Source organism: Halodesulfovibrio sp. (assembly GCF_025210605.1).
In the GTDB taxonomy this organism is placed as follows: Bacteria; Desulfobacterota; Desulfovibrionia; order Desulfovibrionales; family Desulfovibrionaceae; genus Halodesulfovibrio.
Genome location: NZ_JAOARI010000002.1, coordinates 104,259 through 119,971, shown reverse-complemented (window position 1 = coordinate 119,971; position 15,713 = coordinate 104,259). Strand labels below are relative to the sequence as shown.

Here is a 15,713-nt window from a genome sequence, read left to right as displayed (position 1 = left end):
TAGCGGCATAGAAAGAATATGCAGCTACGCTCCCTGATGGTGGCTGGCTACTGCATTTCGTGCAGAAACTTGTTTTCTGGAGTCACGATGATGCGAGTATTATCTTTGAAGCTGTCTTTATATGCTTCTAATGATCGCTGGAAATTGTAGAACTCTTCATCTTGCCCAAGCGATTCTGCGTAAATCTTCGTTGCAATAGCGTCGCCTTGACCACGAATGATCTCAGCTTCTTTGTTTGCTTTTGCAATAATGATTGTACGTTCTTTGTTTGCAAGTGATTTAATAGTAATGGACTGTTGTTGTCCTTCAGATCTGTATTGTTTTGCCTGACGTTCACGTTCTGCACGCATGCGTCCAAAAATAGCGCGCTGGTTTTCCGGTGGAAGGTCAGTGCGTTTGATGCGTACATCAACAATTTCAATACCGTATGCCTTGATTAAGTCTGAAGAACGTTTGGTAACCATTTGCATGATGTTGTCACGTTCTGTCGAAACAATCTCAGTAAGTGTGTAGCGACCAAGCGCTGCACGGAGCTGGGAGTATACAATGTCATCGAGGCGCGCTTGAGCACCTGGAATGGTACGAACGGTCTGGTAGAAGAGGAGCGGGTTAATGATGCGCCAACGTGCGTAGTTGTCCAGCACAAGAGCTTTTTTATCTTTTGTGAGGGCTTCAGCTGGTTGTGCATCATACTCCAGAAGGCGTGCATCAAAATAGATGACGTTCTGGATGAACGGGATTTTGAAGTGCAGACCGGGACCATAGACATTGTTGTCCGGCTTACCAAGCTGGAGAACAATTGCTTTTTCTGTCTGCTTAACAATGAAAGCAGACTGGAAAACTACAGCGATGATAAGGACAAGTAAGATAAGAATAGGAGTAGTTGTCTTTTTCATTACTTACTCTCCTTCATGCTGCTGTCGCCAAGCGGTAAAAACGGAATAGTCGGTGAAACGCCTTTGTTTGGCACAATGACTTTGTTAACTCCCGTACCGCTGAAAACATGTTCCATAGCTTCTAAGTACATACGTTTTCTGGTGATGGATTTTGCCTGATTGTATTCAGCAAGGATTGCGAGGAAGCGTGACGCATCACCCTGAGCTTTGTTGACAGTGGATTCTTTGTACGCCTGTGCTTCGTTGACGATTTCTGCTGCTGCACCGCGTGCTTTCGGCAAAATATCGTTACTGTATGCCTCAGCTTCGTTGATAATACGGCTGCGGTCTTCTCGGGCACTGGCTACATCTTTAAATGCGTCAACAACCTCTTGTGGTGGATGTACGTCCTGCATTTGTACTGCAACAATGTGGATACCCGCTTTGTAGCGGTTCAGAATATCCTGCAACAACGTGCGGCAATCGTTCTGAATCTGCAATTTACCTTCAGTCAGAGCATTATCAATCTGGTTGTGCCCGATAACTTCGCGCATGGCGGCTTCTGCGGCACTTTTAACAGTGATTGACTGCTGTGTGACATTAAAAAGGTAATCTACAGCATTGCTGATGCGGTACTGAACAATAAACTGAACATCGACAATGTTTTCATCACCGGTAAGCATAAGTGACTCCGCTTTAACAGTACGTGACTGTCCCTGCTGGAAAGATGATGATTTTCCAGTTGAGCGGAATCCGACCTCAATACGGCGGATTTGAGACACTTTAGGTTTGTAAACTGTCTCAATAGGATAAGGAAGATGGTAGTGTGGACCCGGACCTGTAGTGGCAACATATTTGCCGAACCGGAGCACAACGCCTTCTTCATCTGGTTGCACGATATAAATGCCGGATGCGAGCCAGAAGAGTAAAAGTAAGGCAAGAATGAACTTGCCCGCAGGGAAGTTTAATCCCCGAAGTTTCTTCAGGCCTTCGCTGACCGGGTCAGGATTATCGCCATCTGGAGGTGTTCCACCCCAGTTTGGACCATGACCCGATTGCCTCTGCCGCTTTTCTTGCAGTTTTTCCCAATCCCAATTCATAATATATGAAATCTAGGGCAGTTGTCTTAATAGGTCAAGCTGCTTTCCCCGTATCGATGATAACCTGCTGTATAAGTTTCACTATAGGATTCACGTTAGGGCGTGTATAGGGGAATATGGTTCTGATGAATTACGGAGATACTCCTTTTTTGATTAGAAGATAAATAACAGGTGGCAAGTATGAAAAGACTTGAAGCAGTCCGCATGGAGCAATGCATAGGGTGTCATTCCTGTTCGCTTGCCTGTGCGCGGCTTGTTCATAAAAAGCTTTCGTGGAACACAGCTGGAATTCGCATCACTTCTGCTGGTGGGTTAAGCACTGGCTTTGAGGCGCAATTGTGTGTGGCGTGTAATCCTGCGCCGTGTGCAGAAGTGTGCCCTACTGAAGCCCTCAAACAGCGTAAGGGCGGTGGCGTTATAGTTAAGCACGATACCTGTATTAAGTGCGGTAAGTGTGCTGAGGTTTGCCCTGTGGACGCTATCTATTACGAAACGGAAAGCGATTTGCCTTACCTATGTATTCATTGCGGGCGATGCGTGCCGTTTTGTCCCCATAACTGTATCGAGTTGCGTGAAATACCAGCACGCGAAGAAGACTAGGAGCTTGCTATGAAAATAAATCCAGACTTCTCTCGTGTATTACATGTAGATTTGAATACTGAAAAAAGTACAGTCCGAATGATTCCAGACCGCCATATGCACATTGGTGGAAGTGGACTGGCTGCTGTCTTATATGAACAGTATGGCGTTAACGACGCTCCGGCGAATGATCCTCGCCAGCCACTTATTTTTGCCATAGGTCCGTTAACAGGATTTTATCCACTGATGAGCAAGGTTGTATGCGGGTTCCGGTCTCCATACACTGATGAATGGTCAGAGAGCCACGCGGGTGGGCGGTTGGCTCTATCAATCCGTTTTGCGGGGTACGATGCACTGATGATTACGGGAAAAGCGAAGGAGCTAAGTGCGCTCGTCATCGGTTCCCGTTCCTGTGAGGTTAAAAATGTTGCGTACCTTCGTGGAAAAGACGTTTTTGCTACAGGAAAATTTTTGCGTCGGTTCGATAAAAAAAATGCGGGGCATCGATCAGCAATCCGTATAGGTCAGGCAGGGGAGCGTGGCGTCGCGTATGCCTGCATCAACGTAGACTCTTTCCGCCATTTCGGTAGAATGGGGTCCGGCTCTGCAATGGGGTATAAGAATCTCAAAGGTATCGTAGTTTCAGGAGACGGTTCATATGACTTACCGGAAGGGAAGGCATACGCAAATCTGATGAAAGAAATTTATCAGGATATCACTGAAACTGGTAAGATGAAAAAGTACCATGACTTAGGTACGCCCCAAAACTTGATACCATTGAATGAATTGCAAGCGCTGCCTTGGAATAATCTACAAAAAACGCATGATGACCGTGTGGACAATATTTCTGGTGAAACCTTTGCAGATCAGCTTTTATTGAGGCAAGCGGCATGTGCTGGGTGTCCGGTCGGTTGTATCCATATAGGTCTATTGCGGCAGCAGTTCGCGAGCGAGCATGAATTTCTCTACAAGCAGGTTTCGTACGATTATGAGCCAATTTTTGCGCAAGGCAGCATGCTGGGCATAACGAATGCTGCCGATGTTCTGGCATTGTTGGATGAAACTGAAAAACTTGGGCTTGATTGTATGAGCGCGGGAGTTGCACTCGCATGGGCGGCAGAGGCAACGGAAAAAGGTATAATCAGTAAAGATGAAACCATCGTTGATCTTAAATTTGGCGATATGAAAGGGTTCATCGAAGGGCTTAAATTCATCTCTTCGGGTGAAAACGAATTCTATCAGGCACTCTCCCGTGGCTCCATGGCAGCGGCAAAACAGTACGGCGGCGAAGACTTTGCCTGCGTATTAGGACAGGAGATGGCAGGGTATGCCACAGGCGAAGTGTTCTTTGTTGCATCAGCATATGGCTTCCGGCATTCGCACCTTGATACAGGCGGATATGCGTTTGACCAGAATACTACTGAAAAAGATGCGGATAAGGTTATTGAGTTCATGCTTCAAGATGAGCGAGAGCGTATCTATATTAATACAATGATGGGCTGCCTTTTTGCGCGTGGGACTTACGGTGCGGAAAAATTGAAAGAAGCTCTGACCGCAGCAGGGTTTGCCAACATTGCTGATAACCTCGAAGCAGCAGGTAAATACGTTCAAAATCTGCGTTGGCAATTGAAATGCAAAACAGGGTTTGATGTAGATGCAGTAAAAATTCCGAAACGCTTTACAGAAGTAGTAACTTGGAAAGGTGCAATTGACACAGAGTACATGAACGAAGTAGCAAGGCGCTATGCCTTAGCCATTAAAGAGATGGCTCAGTGTGAAGAAGTAGAATAGCCTGCGGCACTGATAGTGCCACAGTAGAACCGGAGAGCAGATGGGATTTTTTAGAAATAAGCGGGGACCGTTAATTCGCTCCAAATCTTCTGGTGAATTCTTTTTGCGTGCCATGTTGTTGATTGCAGTATTCGTTGCTGTAGCTGCCGCCTTTTGGTACCAGACTGAACACAGTTTTAAAGAGATTCGATCTCGCGGCACTGTGTACGATCAAACAGAAACATTGACTCAAACCCAGAAAGCGGCGCTGCGTGATTATGCAGCAGCTCTACGTGAAACCCATGGGTTGAAGTTGCGCCTTCAGGTACGCAATACACCTGTAGTTCTTCCGGAGAAACTGGATACTAAAACTGTTTTTATCGGAATAAATCCGTACAGCCGTCAGGTTCTGATTGAATTTCCGCCATTGCTGCGAAAAGCTTTGGGGCAGGATTATATGTACAAGCTGCAAAATGAATATTTTATACCGTACTTCGAAAAGAACCAATGGCAGGTGGGGCTGGGAGCGGCTCTGCAACAGCTCTGGGATGACATAGGCGGGAAATAATATTCTGACTGTTTACAATATATGAAGGCGGCAGGTCACAACGACTTGCCGCCTTTTTACGTAGTGTATTTACTGTAAGTACAGCGTCTTGAATTTTTCATATCGGGCGCGGTTTGCACCGAAATCTGATTTGCCAACTCGGGAGGCAGATCGGAATTGCACGTTTTGCGTTTGCGGATCAATATAAAATTCAACATCGTCATGATACTGCATGAAAGGTGTGACAAACACCGCATGGACGTAGTCTGCGTCTTGTGAAGCTATAGTATTATTTCCCATCGCCTGAAGGCATTGCAAAATTTTATTTTTTGTCTGCTGCACGGTTCCTTGCATTGGCAATGGCGCTACGTATTTGTCCTTAATATCTGTTTGACTGGACACTGCATTTGGTGTTGTCGGCATAGCTGTAAGCTGTCCGTTGGTGACGCCGAGTTGCATGGTCATGTCTGCTGATTTAGTGCCTAGATGCCTGAAAAAGAATAATCCTGCCAGAACCAGCGCGCAAAAAATAATAAATGTCCACTTGATGAATACAGAAGCTTTAATCATGCATACCTCAATGAGCTGTAAGCTGTGTGTTAGGTTGAAACAATATAACCAACAAGCCTGATTGCTGGAAATTTATTGCAGTCAGGTAAAAAAACATAGTTGTACGATTCGTTGGTTTAAGTAATGTATTGAACCATAATCATTTGCTTTTTCCGCAAAAATTTCAACATGATGGGATTAAAAAAGAATACGATCTTTTGGTGAGTATACGCAGAACCGTCTGCAATGTAATCTTTTTTTGAGTTTTATAGTATTCGTATTACAAGGTGTTGCGCCATTGTGTGGAGTGGATGGAAAAAAGCTAGCTGTTCAGACATTTTTATGTTTTTTACTGAACATGCCGCGGCAAATGCTACAGCATGTTGCGCCACACATGAATTATCCAACTACTACAGTATGTGAGTGATTTTACGATGAAACATATTTTGCTTTATACAGATGGGTCTTGTCTCGGTAATCCCGGTCCCGGAGGCTGGGCAAGTATCCTACGATTCGGTGAGACAGAAAAAGAACTCTCCGGTGGTTTTGCTCTGACGACAAATAACAGGATGGAGATTCTTGCTGTGGTAGAGGGGCTTGCCGCGTTGAAAGAACCTTGCAAGGTCGATTTATATACTGATTCTCAGTACGTACGCAACGCTGTAGAAAAAAAGTGGCTTGTTAACTGGCAGAAGAACGGTTGGAAAAATGCTTCCAAAAAGCCGGTTAAAAATAAAGACCTGTGGCTCCGCCTTCTTCCTTATCTTGAAAAACATGATGTCACTTTGCACTGGGTTCGCGGTCATAGTGGACATCCAGAGAATGAGCGATGCGACGATCTTGCCCGCGCTGAAGCGTCAAAATCTGATTTGCCGCGGGATAAAGGGCACGATGACGCAGCCTAGCGTTGTATAGCCGCAATTTGAGCTGAGCTATGTTTAGGCGAGGCTGCTCCACTCAGCATTGATAGTGAAGACTCGTTCTACGCTCTTCCAATTTGTTATTAAAGTAAACTATGGTAAAGAGTTCAGTATGCATACTGAACTCTTTACTTTTATGGATTATGACGCGCTCTTGAACGGACTTTTTTATCCGTTATTCAGGCTTATTTTTTCTATCTCGTTAGGCTTGGCTATCGGTAATATTATCGAGGCACTGCACTGGGGACGTTTTTTAGCCCGTATTTCTTCTCCCCTTGTACGCATGGCGCATTTGCAGGATGTTTCCGGTGCTGCATTCACTATGGCGTTTTTTTCTAGCATCACTGCCAACACGTATTTGGCAGAACAATATGAGCAAGGAAAAATTCTTCGCAGGGAACTCTATTTTTCCAATTTATTGAACAGCACGCCTGTGCTTTTTCTTCATCTGCCTTCACTCTTTTTTTTAGCTGTTCCGTTTTTAGGCAAGGCTGCCGTGTGGTATGTTGGTGTAATCGTAGCTGCCGCATTATTTCGTACATTCGGGACGGTCATAATAGGTAGAATAGTATTGCCCCCAACACCGGAAGGCTGCGTTACGTGCGAGTTGGATGATAATGCACCCAAAAGCTTTACAGAAGTTCTCGGTAGAGTTCGCACACGCTTTATGCGGAGAATTAAACGTGTGCTTCGTGTTACCATTCCGGTGTATACCATCGTTTTTGTGTTGAATCGGTCGGGAGCATTTACAGCGCTGAATGATGTTATTGGCGGGAGCAACGGCTTACTTCCGTTTATTAATCCTCAGGCGGCTGGTGTGCTAGTTCTGAGTCTTGCTGCGGAAATTACTGCGGCAATGGCAGCGGCAGGAGCGTTGCTAACCGAGGGAACAATTCACGCAAAAGAGATTGTATTGGCATTGCTGGCAGGGAATATACTTTCTTCCCCAATGCGTGCTGTACGGCATCAACTACCCACGTATATGGGAATTTTTCCACCACGCCTCGCCTTCTGGCTTATCGTTTGCAACCAAGGCGTTCGAGCCGCTTCACTTATTCTTTTTACGCTTCTGTATTATTTCTGGATGTAGCGTTGAGGGGATGTAGCTTCAGGGCGTGAAATTGTATCGTTAAATACGAAGAACCCCGGCGCGGGTGGGGACCGGCCGGGGTTCAACTGACTTTAAGCTTACCTATCTGAAACTAAGCCCTAGCTGGACTTAGTCGCATTCAAAGCACGTTCCTGCGGGAATACCGGCAGGTAACGGTATGACAGGCTCAGGATAATAGCGCCGTAGGCAACTACGAGTGCACTTGCACCCCATTCTGCCCAGTTTGGTGCGTATGTTTCCCAAGTGTCGAAAGGCATTACAGGCATAGCAAGAGCCTGAACCGTAAATACGTAACGGTTAATTGTAATGCCGATACAATCAAGCAGTGCAGCTGCGTAGAACAGAGCAGGAGTGTTGCGGAGTTTTGGTGTAAGCAAAATGATACACGGAACTACGCCGCACACGAACAGCTCTGACCACAGGAGCCACTTGCCGTAGATTGTCTGGTAGAAGTTCTGGTCAAAAGTGAGACCGGAACGTGGAAGTACGTCAATTGCCCATGCGTAGGTGTCTGCAAACTTGAAGATCAAGTATACACACAGCATTGCACCAGCAATTTTACCCATGAGGGATTTGATTTCCCAGCTTACCAGTTTCTTGCCAGTCATTTTTTCCATGAGGGTTGCAATCAGTACGGTGAATACCGGACCGGAACCAACAGCGGAAATAACGAAGAGGAAGAATGTCCAAGGCCAGATGAAGAAGCCATCACGCAGTACGTAAGGACGACCAAAGAGAACGCCGTACATACCACCGAGTGAACCCTGGTGGAAAGTGGAAAGGAACGCACCGATACCAGCAAACAGAGGCATCCACACGTGCAGGTTGTGCGCGAGGTGATGCAGTACTGGAATTCTGTTAAGCTGCTTCTGCTCGAGAATCAATGGAATGTACTCGATAATCAGAACAATCAGGTAACAGGTAATACAGAAAATAACTTCTGTCAGCATGGAGTGTACGTTCGCATGCCAGTAACCGAACCATGCACGAATCGGCTGACCTACGTCGAGCACGAGAATGAGCATAGCACCGGAATAGCAGATAAAACCAATAATAACGGTAAGGTTGATGATGTTCTTCAGTGGGTCGATGTTCAGAATGTATCTGAGCAGACCGGTGAAGAACGCACCGGCACCGAGAGCAATAACAGCAAGGTCAAAGGTAATCCAAAGACCAAAGCCGAAGTAGTCATCAAGGGCTGTAACGGCAAGACCTTCCGCAAGCACTCGGAATGCAGCGTAAAGACCCCAAAGAGCTACAGCACCGACAAGTCCCATCCAGATCGAAAACTTAGTCAGAGAGCAACGTGAAGTGCCTTCTGGAAAGAGATCATGATCTGCTGGAAGAGAGTAGTTCTTTTCCATGACTGTTACCCCTTAACCTTTTCGTCTTCCAGATAGTTGTCGAGCTGACGCAGTACCCATTCACGACGGCTTATGTAGTAAACCTGAGTGTCGGCACCGAGACGTTCGAGTAATCTGTGAGCGTATTTAGAGCTAGCAAGCTTAGCTACTTCGTGTTCTTCGTTGTTAAGGTCACCGAAGGTAATTGCACCGTTAGGACAAGCCTCGGTACAGGAAGTAACGTATTCGCCTTCAGGCAGATCCATAGGATCGCGCCCTTCAACTATTGCTTTGTCTTTTGCAGCCATCCAGCGGTGGTGGCAGAAAGTACATTTTTCTACAACACCGCGTGGGCGTACAGATACGTCTGGAGTAAGAGCTTTTTCAAGTCCGCCAGGCCATACCGGATCGCTCCAGTTAAAGTAGCGAGCATGGTAAGGGCAAGCAGCCATGCAGTAACGACAGCCGATACAACGAGGTGTAACCTGGCTGACGATTCCGCCTTCTTCGTTTTTGTCAGTCGCAATAACCGGACAAACAGAAACGCAAGGTGGATGACCACACTGCTGGCAAGGGCGAGGCAGGTAGGCTACGTCATGTTCAGGGTAAGGTTTACCGTTGGACAGTTCGTAGACTGTGATCCAGTTCATTACTTTGATTTTATTGGAAGCATCGACAACTGGCGCCAAGTTGTTTTCTGCCTGACATGCAACCATGCAAGCACCACAACCGGTACATTTATCGAGGTCAATCGCCATGCCCCATTTGATAGTGAATTCTTTAGTTTCCATGACGCTCGTCCCTTATGCCTTGCTGACGTTTACACCAGCAACATTCCAGACAGACTGTCCGGTGCCGGCTTCATAACCAACAGTCAGCAGCTCCATGACGTTTTCGCCTTTGCCTTTGCTGAACTTATCAAACGCGGTGTGACCAAAGCCCATCAGCACAGCGATGGTGTTTGGCATAACGCCTTCGAAAATGTTCACACGGGCTTGGATGCTGCCACTGCTATTGCTGAGCTTGATACGGTCGTGTTTTACCACGCCAAGCTCACGCGCTGTTGCACCGTTCATAGCAACATACATTTCGTTTTTCTGGAGTTCCCAGCGGCGAATTGTTTTGTTGTTGTACGGTGGAATAGCGGTGTTAGGAGTACCGATGTTAAGCTTCTGTACAGGGGCGATGCTCAGCTTGCTAGCCTTAGGCGCAGTAGCAAGAGCTTTACCGATAATGCCTGCACAAAGGCGCAGACCGGATTGTTCTACAACAGCATCGCTTGTAAAGAATTCGCCTTCCATCAGGCTATCCCAATCAGCACCTGCGGCTTCTGCTTTTGCCTGAAGAACTTCTTCAAACGTAGCAAAACCAAGATCCATGTTGAGCTGACCGGCAACACCAAGAAGAACATCAGCAGCAGGTTTGCCGTCAACTGCACATGGTGCAACAGGACGGGCAAGACCGTAAAAAGCCTGACCAATGCCGTAAGGTGTTTCTACGTCATCAAAACGTTCGAGACCGAGTGGTGTAGGCAGAATAAGGTCACACGCTTTAGCTGTTTCATCAAGGAAGCTTGTGAAAGCAACTTTAAACGGAACCTTATGCATAACTTTTGACATAGCTGCAGGCTGAGGCAGACCGTAAACAGGGTTTGCTTCGTAGAAGACCATAGCTTTTGGTGCGGAAACTTTACCTGCATTAAGGCGGGAAAGGTATGCAACGAGGTCTTTTTGAGCAATTTCAGAACGATCCATACCGGAAGCGATAACTTTCGGTGCCAAAGGAAGAGCTTTTACGCCGCCTTCGCGACCAAAGCTACCGAGCAGCATGTTAACCGCGGTACCAGCAAGAACTGTTGCTACGCCAGTGCCCTGACCGAATTCGGAACCGGTAAGAACAACTGGGTTCTGAGCTTTTGAAAGCGCAGCTGCAATAGCTTTAAGCTTTGCAGGAGCAACGCCTGCAAGTGTCGCAACTTTTTGTGGAGTGTAGAGAGCAGCAAGCTCTTTGAACTCTGCAAAGTCAGGTGCGTCAATTGTAGCGCCGGATTTGATAAGCAAGTTTGCAATACCCATTGCAACAATTGCTTCTGCACCGGATTTAGCTGGTAACCATTCGTCTGCGCCTGCGGCAGTGTTACTCTGCACAGGACCTGCGTAAACGAATGTAGCGGTAGGTTTCTCTCCAGCAGGGTGGGTGTTTTTAAATGCAGCGCGGTTGCGAAGCACAGTACCCCATGACTCAAGAATGTTGGCACCGATAGCAAACACGTAGTCGCTGTTTTCGATGTCGTAGCCGAGCTGACCTTTACCATTCATGTTGGCAAAGGCGAGTGCTGCTGGCTGAACCTCTGAAGGCATCATGTAGAAGTCTTCGGAACCACTTGCTTTCGCCATACCGGAAAGAAGTTCGTTGATCGTACCGGTTTCGTCTCCGGATACATAAGCAACTTTGGAACCTGCTCTTCTGAGGTTTTCTTTGAGCATTTTTTCTGCTTCTTCCCATGAAATCGCAACGTAAGCGCCGTCACCGGAATGCTTAAGTGGACGTTTCACACGGGAAGGAGAGTACATAAGCTGAACTTCTGCTGCAGCAAGAGCAGTGATGCCACCCATGGAAAGAGGGTGGTTATCATCTGGAAGCGCACGCACAGGGCGATTGCCTACAAGACGAATTTTCATGCCCGCAGCGGAAGGACACAATTTACTGATTGTTGAAATGTAGGAGTTTTCTCCATCTACATTTCGTGGAATCCAGGGCCAGTTCTGAGTCCAGATACTCGCGTCATCAAGGAGTTTCCAAGGTACCGGAGTAGCCAGAACACCAGTGGTGGCGCCTGCAACAAACTTAAGGAATCCTCGTCTATCTACTGCCATTGGATACTCCCCTTTTACTTATGACAGACGAAGCATGCGTTGCTGGAACGAGTAACGCCAAAGTGCTCTGGATGAGCATGGCAGCGTTCACATTGCCACATCTTCATGGTCTGTTTGCTGTACGTAGTCAGCTTGTTTTCATAGTAAGTCGGGGTCTTGTCCATATTTGCCACATCAATGTGACACTGGGAGCAGAGCTCAACTTCAGAGAAGTCATGACAGTTGTTGCATGACTCTAACGAGTGAGCTGCATGACTGAAGAAGACGTTATCCGGCTGTTTCTGGTAAACATACCATTTAACTTCTTTACCGGTCTCCACGTACTCCTTAATGAAGCGTGCTTCTTCCGGATCTTCCCCGAGTGGTTCGTCGCTGTGACATTCAGCACAGCTTTCAGTTGTCGGAAGACCGGCAAACGTGCCGTCTTCACGGAAATAATGGCACGCAGAACATTCCATTTCTGCGTCTTGAATATGCACCTTGTGGTTGAAATTAATAGGCTGTTCGTTCTCGGAATAAAGCATTCCAGGGAAAGCCCACCAACCAAAGATGAGTGCCACTACCAGACCTACGAAGAACGGGGCCGCGCCGCCAAATTGGCGTGACGTACTGTTCCCGTCGGCAGGATGTAAAAGCCTCTCCTCCATAACCCTTCGCCTCATAGCTGGTTTAAAATATTGAAAAAAATCCCACATTACCACATCGCTGTGTCTACTTCTTGGGGACAATTGCGTCAAGGTGAAATATTTCACGAGCAGTAACTAGCCCCTTTGAAACGTCCATATCTAGCGGATGTGATGTCTCCATTAACTGTGTTTCTAAAACATAAAATGAAACTTTTAGATACTAAAAAAACTGCTAGCCCATGACTGTTTGAAAATCCAATCAACCGTAGTAATTACGATTTTTCAGCATGTTAACGTGAAAAATGGAGTAAATTGGTAGTTTTTGATGCTTGTGCAAAAAATATTAAGCGTACTTTTTGTAGACACAAATAGGGAGGCTAAATTCAAAAAAAGTGGCTAATATTTCCTATGTATTGCCAAAAAAATTTTATTGGCGAGTATGTATAATATGAAGATTTTTTTCTGAAGCTGTGGTACTGAAAAATGTGATTTAATGGATATGTGCAAGAACTGGGGGCGCATATGGATAAGAATATTCGAGAAAAATTCTCTTTGCTTAGCTCCGCACAGGGAGAATCACAACTTTCTGGCTCTACAGATTTTTCGACAGCTATTGAAAAAATCGTCGAGCTTGAAACATATTCGGCAAAACTAGAGTTGGAAGCATCGGCAGCGAAGCGTGAAGCGGCGTTGCTTAAGGAGCTTTTGCGCGTGATTCCTGCTGATGCAACAGTATATACGGCGGATGACCAGATTTTATACAGCACTACAGCAGCGCCTGATCCCATGTGGGTATCGACACAGGGCGGGGATGGCGAGCAAAAAGCAGAAGCGGAACCTATAGTTTCGCAGAGCCAAAGCTCTCAATCTTCAACAAGTCGTCTTGCCGGTGGTATCGGCTATGCAGAAGTAGAGCGGCATGTAAAAACAGGCGCGCATCGCAATGTTCAATATATTCCCCTACGATCAGCGCAAGGCGATCCGCTTGTTGTGAAGTATGCGTATGATGTAACCCGTGAATTGGAAATGGCGCATGAGTTGCGAGCTGCAAAAGATGCTGCCGAAGCGGCAGATAAAGCAAAAAGCGACTTTTTAACTACGATGAGCCATGAGATCCGCACTCCGATGAACGGGCTATTGGGTATGCTCGACCTTGCGCTTGATACTGAGTTAGATGCAGAGCAACGTGAGTACCTTGAGGCGGTAGAGAATTCCGCTGAGTCTTTGCTGGTGCTTATCAATCAGATACTTGATTTCTCGAAAATCGAAGCAGGTGTTCTGGAAGTTGATAAGCAGGCCTTCAGGCTTCGGAAGCGTCTTTCTGCCTTGCGGACGATGTTTTTTCATCGTGCAGAAGAACGTTGCTTACATCTTGTATTTACAATTCCCGACGATGTGCCGGATGTGATTGTCGGAGACTTTCCACGTATTAGGCAGGTGATTGTCAATCTGTTGGATAATGCGCTCAAATTTACGGACGGTGGCACTGTGCATTTGTCTGTAGACTTGGAAAGTCTTGAATCTGATAATGCTCAGCTGCGATTTTCTGTAAAAGATAGTGGCATAGGCATTCTTAAAGAGCATCAAGATGCAATTTTTGAACGTTTTGTACAGACTGACAGCTCAGTATCGCGTCAATATCAGGGCACAGGGCTTGGACTTGCTATTTGCCGTAAGCTAGTTGAACTGATGGGCGGGGAGCTGCGAGTATCAAGTGCGCCGGGCGAAGGTGCCGAATTTTATTTCACTCTCCCTTTTCAGCTGGGTAAGCTAAATGAGCGGGGAGAGGTGGCAACTCGTGAAACCGCCATGGCGAAGCCAGTGCTTGGCAGTACTAAGAAGGTTCTGGTGGTTGATGATAATGCTGTTAATTTGAAATACATGGATATTTTTTTGAGAAAGCAGGGCTTTGAAGTCGAGCTTGCGACAAATGGAATTGAAGCGCTGGAAGCAGTAAAGATAGAAGAATATGATTTGGTATTGATGGATATTGCAATGCCACAGATGGACGGGCTAGAAGCAACGCGCAGGATTCGTGAATCAACATCTTTTTGTGTTCGTCCAGATGTTCCAGTAGTGGCAATGACTGCTCATGCCTTAAAAGGGGATCGTGAAGCGTTTCTTGCCGCTGGAATGAACGAATATGTTGGTAAACCTATAAATCCCGATAACTTGTTACGAGTTTTGTTCGGATTGCTTCAAGAGTTTGATGCAACGGCAAAATAGCAATCTAGAAAAAAGTTAAGAAAAATACAAAAAGTACTTGCGCTTTGAATTGTAATTCCCTATACAGACCACCTCTGCTTCGCAGAGAACACAACAAGGAGAGGTGGCAGAGCTCGGTTGAACGCGGCGGTCTTGAAAACCGTTGAAGGTTTGCGCCTTCCGGGGGTTCGAATCCCTCCCTCTCCGCCATGATATTAAGCCCTTACAGTGAAAACTGTGAGGGCTTTTTTTGTGTCCAATGATTGGGATAAACGAGTTTGTTTAACCTTTGTCCAACTTTTTTTGTTTATGTGGTCGCAGTAAGGGGAAGCTTACGCTTTTGCATTTCACGATGTTGTTGGTCAGGCTGTAAAAAATATGGCGAAAATGTTTCTTACTGTCGAAGAAATTGAGGCAAAATATGCGGGGAGATGGTCTCAATTTTATCAAAGTGATGGTGTCCAAACTTCCATACCACGTGTACGAAAACAACAAGATGCTTTGGTCGAAGATTGCGAACCATAAGCTCGTGACTGTTGCCATGCTTAATTTTGGCTGTGGACTGTTTGATGAGGGTACTGGTCTGATTCTTTTTTTATTTCGTGATTATGATCCGTCAACTGGGCGTTTTATTCAGCGGGATCCATTAGGCCTGCGAGGCGGTGATGTTGATGTATATGGGTATTGTTTGGTTGACCCAGTTAATTTGATTGATCCGATTGGTTTGCTTGGGTTGACTAAGGATGAAAGGAAAATGATAAATGGCAAGCCCCGTGGTTGGACTCATATTATGAAACAGTTAGCGACGTTGTTGACATCTTTTTCAGGAAGAGCTTTTATCTTTGCTGAGGTATTAGAAGAGATACTTCCATCGAGGGATCAAGGAGATGAGCGAGATGATTCAAAAGATGAAGCACCCAATGAAAGTTATCAAAGAAAGGGTGAAGACGAAGAGCATCGAGTAATTCCAGAAGAATCATATCCGAAGCTGTCATTGTTGTAAGTGAACAGGAGTTGGTAAGATGGAGAATAGGTTCTGGACTATATCAGCGTTTATTATTTCTTTTGTTTATATTTTATATCAATTAGCTGCCCTTTATTTGTTATGGCAATCCCATGAGCATGTAATGCCATCAGGCGGCGTTACATATGCTGTCTCTGTGTTGCTTACTTTTTTAACACTGTTTCTTCCTGAACGAATGCGAATATGGG

The 15,713-nt window shown here is 46.0% G+C and carries 14 protein-coding genes and 1 tRNA gene; 8 read left to right on the top strand and 7 right to left on the bottom strand.

Features of this window, described 5'->3' with window-relative positions:
• Positions 1 to 47 precede the first annotated feature (47 nt).
• Both hflC and hflK read right to left on the bottom strand, forming a co-directional pair.
• Positions 48 to 896: a protease modulator HflC gene (gene hflC / locus N4A56_RS00615; protein WP_293671242.1), complete on the bottom strand. Its 849-nt coding sequence runs from the start codon at positions 894 to 896 to the stop codon at positions 48 to 50.
• Positions 896 to 1,975, bottom strand: a complete 1,080-nt coding sequence (gene hflK, locus N4A56_RS00610; protein WP_293671241.1) for an FtsH protease activity modulator HflK — start codon at positions 1,973 to 1,975, stop codon at positions 896 to 898. Before hflK ends, hflC begins: the two co-directional genes overlap by 1 nt.
• A gap of 180 nt (positions 1,976 to 2,155) precedes the next feature.
• Between hflK and N4A56_RS00605 the strand changes: the two genes are divergently transcribed.
• Genes N4A56_RS00605 through N4A56_RS00595 form a run of 3 tightly spaced genes read left to right on the top strand, consistent with a single transcriptional unit; the run spans position 2,156 to position 4,892 of the window.
• The gene (locus N4A56_RS00605) at positions 2,156 to 2,575 is read left to right on the top strand and encodes a 4Fe-4S binding protein (RefSeq protein ID WP_293671240.1); all 420 of its coding nucleotides are present in this window, start codon (positions 2,156 to 2,158) and stop codon (positions 2,573 to 2,575) included.
• Positions 2,576 to 2,584: 9 nt separating this feature from the next.
• The gene (locus N4A56_RS00600) at positions 2,585 to 4,345 is read left to right on the top strand and encodes an aldehyde ferredoxin oxidoreductase N-terminal domain-containing protein (protein ID WP_295544275.1); all 1,761 of its coding nucleotides are present in this window, start codon (positions 2,585 to 2,587) and stop codon (positions 4,343 to 4,345) included.
• A gap of 40 nt (positions 4,346 to 4,385) precedes the next feature.
• Positions 4,386 to 4,892, top strand: coding sequence for a TPM domain-containing protein (locus N4A56_RS00595; RefSeq protein WP_293671238.1), 507 nt, complete (start codon positions 4,386 to 4,388; stop codon positions 4,890 to 4,892).
• 69 nt (positions 4,893 to 4,961) lie between these two features.
• Here N4A56_RS00595 and N4A56_RS00590 read toward each other — a convergent pair whose 3' ends face one another.
• The gene (locus tag N4A56_RS00590; protein WP_295544273.1) at positions 4,962 to 5,441 is read right to left on the bottom strand and encodes a DUF1499 domain-containing protein; all 480 of its coding nucleotides are present in this window, start codon (positions 5,439 to 5,441) and stop codon (positions 4,962 to 4,964) included.
• Between the two features lie 413 nt (positions 5,442 to 5,854).
• Between N4A56_RS00590 and rnhA the strand changes: the two genes are divergently transcribed.
• Both rnhA and N4A56_RS00580 read left to right on the top strand, forming a co-directional pair.
• Positions 5,855 to 6,325 (top strand): ribonuclease HI, encoded by a 471-nt coding sequence (rnhA, locus tag N4A56_RS00585; protein ID WP_295544271.1) that lies wholly within the window; start codon positions 5,855 to 5,857, stop codon positions 6,323 to 6,325.
• A gap of 127 nt (positions 6,326 to 6,452) precedes the next feature.
• Complete coding sequence (locus N4A56_RS00580) at positions 6,453 to 7,430, top strand: hypothetical protein (RefSeq protein WP_295544269.1); 978 nt, start codon at positions 6,453 to 6,455, stop codon at positions 7,428 to 7,430.
• A gap of 119 nt (positions 7,431 to 7,549) precedes the next feature.
• Here the strand turns inward: N4A56_RS00580 and qrcD are convergent, their stop codons facing one another.
• Genes qrcD through qrcA form a run of 4 tightly spaced genes read right to left on the bottom strand, consistent with a single transcriptional unit; the run spans position 7,550 to position 12,317 of the window.
• A complete protein-coding gene (gene qrcD / locus N4A56_RS00575) occupies positions 7,550 to 8,815 on the bottom strand; it encodes a menaquinone reductase integral membrane subunit QrcD (protein WP_293671234.1) in 1,266 nt (421 codons plus the stop codon).
• A gap of 5 nt (positions 8,816 to 8,820) precedes the next feature.
• Complete coding sequence (qrcC, locus tag N4A56_RS00570) at positions 8,821 to 9,585, bottom strand: menaquinone reductase iron-sulfur cluster-binding subunit QrcC (protein ID WP_293671233.1); 765 nt, start codon at positions 9,583 to 9,585, stop codon at positions 8,821 to 8,823.
• Positions 9,586 to 9,597: 12 nt separating this feature from the next.
• Complete coding sequence (gene qrcB, locus N4A56_RS00565; protein ID WP_295544266.1) at positions 9,598 to 11,670, bottom strand: menaquinone reductase molybdopterin-binding-like subunit QrcB; 2,073 nt, start codon at positions 11,668 to 11,670, stop codon at positions 9,598 to 9,600.
• A gap of 14 nt (positions 11,671 to 11,684) precedes the next feature.
• Positions 11,685 to 12,317, bottom strand: a complete 633-nt coding sequence (qrcA, locus tag N4A56_RS00560; RefSeq protein WP_293671231.1) for a menaquinone reductase multiheme cytochrome c subunit QrcA — start codon at positions 12,315 to 12,317, stop codon at positions 11,685 to 11,687.
• 501 nt (positions 12,318 to 12,818) lie between these two features.
• Here qrcA and N4A56_RS00555 point away from each other — a divergent pair.
• The 3 genes from N4A56_RS00555 to N4A56_RS00545 all read left to right on the top strand — a co-directional run bounded on the left by N4A56_RS00555 (position 12,819) and on the right by N4A56_RS00545 (position 15,504).
• Entirely contained in the window at positions 12,819 to 14,522 is a 1,704-nt protein-coding gene (locus N4A56_RS00555; RefSeq protein WP_295544264.1) for an ATP-binding protein, read from the top strand.
• A 97-nt stretch (positions 14,523 to 14,619) separates the two neighbouring features.
• A tRNA-Ser gene (locus N4A56_RS00550) sits at positions 14,620 to 14,711 on the top strand.
• Positions 14,712 to 14,922: 211 nt separating this feature from the next.
• Entirely contained in the window at positions 14,923 to 15,504 is a 582-nt protein-coding gene (locus N4A56_RS00545) for an RHS repeat-associated core domain-containing protein (protein WP_295544262.1), read from the top strand.
• The last annotated feature ends 209 nt before the right edge of the window (positions 15,505 to 15,713 follow it).

Bases quoted from the DNA above. Each gene is read 5' to 3' on its own strand.
- N4A56_RS00555 (WP_295544264.1), top strand. From the start codon at position 12,819: ATGGATAAGAATATTCGAGAAAAATTCTCTTTGCTTAGCTCCGCACAG.
- qrcA (WP_293671231.1), bottom strand. From the start codon at position 12,317: ATGGAGGAGAGGCTTTTACATCCTGCCGACGGGAACAGTACGTCACGC.
- N4A56_RS00580 (WP_295544269.1), top strand. From the start codon at position 6,453: ATGCATACTGAACTCTTTACTTTTATGGATTATGACGCGCTCTTGAAC.
- qrcB (WP_295544266.1), bottom strand. From the start codon at position 11,670: ATGGCAGTAGATAGACGAGGATTCCTTAAGTTTGTTGCAGGCGCCACC.
- qrcD (WP_293671234.1), bottom strand. From the start codon at position 8,815: ATGGAAAAGAACTACTCTCTTCCAGCAGATCATGATCTCTTTCCAGAA.
- N4A56_RS00545 (WP_295544262.1), top strand. From the start codon at position 14,923: ATGCGGGGAGATGGTCTCAATTTTATCAAAGTGATGGTGTCCAAACTT.
- N4A56_RS00600 (WP_295544275.1), top strand. From the start codon at position 2,585: ATGAAAATAAATCCAGACTTCTCTCGTGTATTACATGTAGATTTGAAT.
- hflK (WP_293671241.1), bottom strand. From the start codon at position 1,975: ATGAATTGGGATTGGGAAAAACTGCAAGAAAAGCGGCAGAGGCAATCG.
- qrcC (WP_293671233.1), bottom strand. From the start codon at position 9,585: ATGGAAACTAAAGAATTCACTATCAAATGGGGCATGGCGATTGACCTC.
- N4A56_RS00595 (WP_293671238.1), top strand. From the start codon at position 4,386: ATGGGATTTTTTAGAAATAAGCGGGGACCGTTAATTCGCTCCAAATCT.
- N4A56_RS00590 (WP_295544273.1), bottom strand. From the start codon at position 5,441: ATGATTAAAGCTTCTGTATTCATCAAGTGGACATTTATTATTTTTTGC.
- hflC (WP_293671242.1), bottom strand. From the start codon at position 896: ATGAAAAAGACAACTACTCCTATTCTTATCTTACTTGTCCTTATCATC.
- rnhA (WP_295544271.1), top strand. From the start codon at position 5,855: ATGAAACATATTTTGCTTTATACAGATGGGTCTTGTCTCGGTAATCCC.
- N4A56_RS00605 (WP_293671240.1), top strand. From the start codon at position 2,156: ATGAAAAGACTTGAAGCAGTCCGCATGGAGCAATGCATAGGGTGTCAT.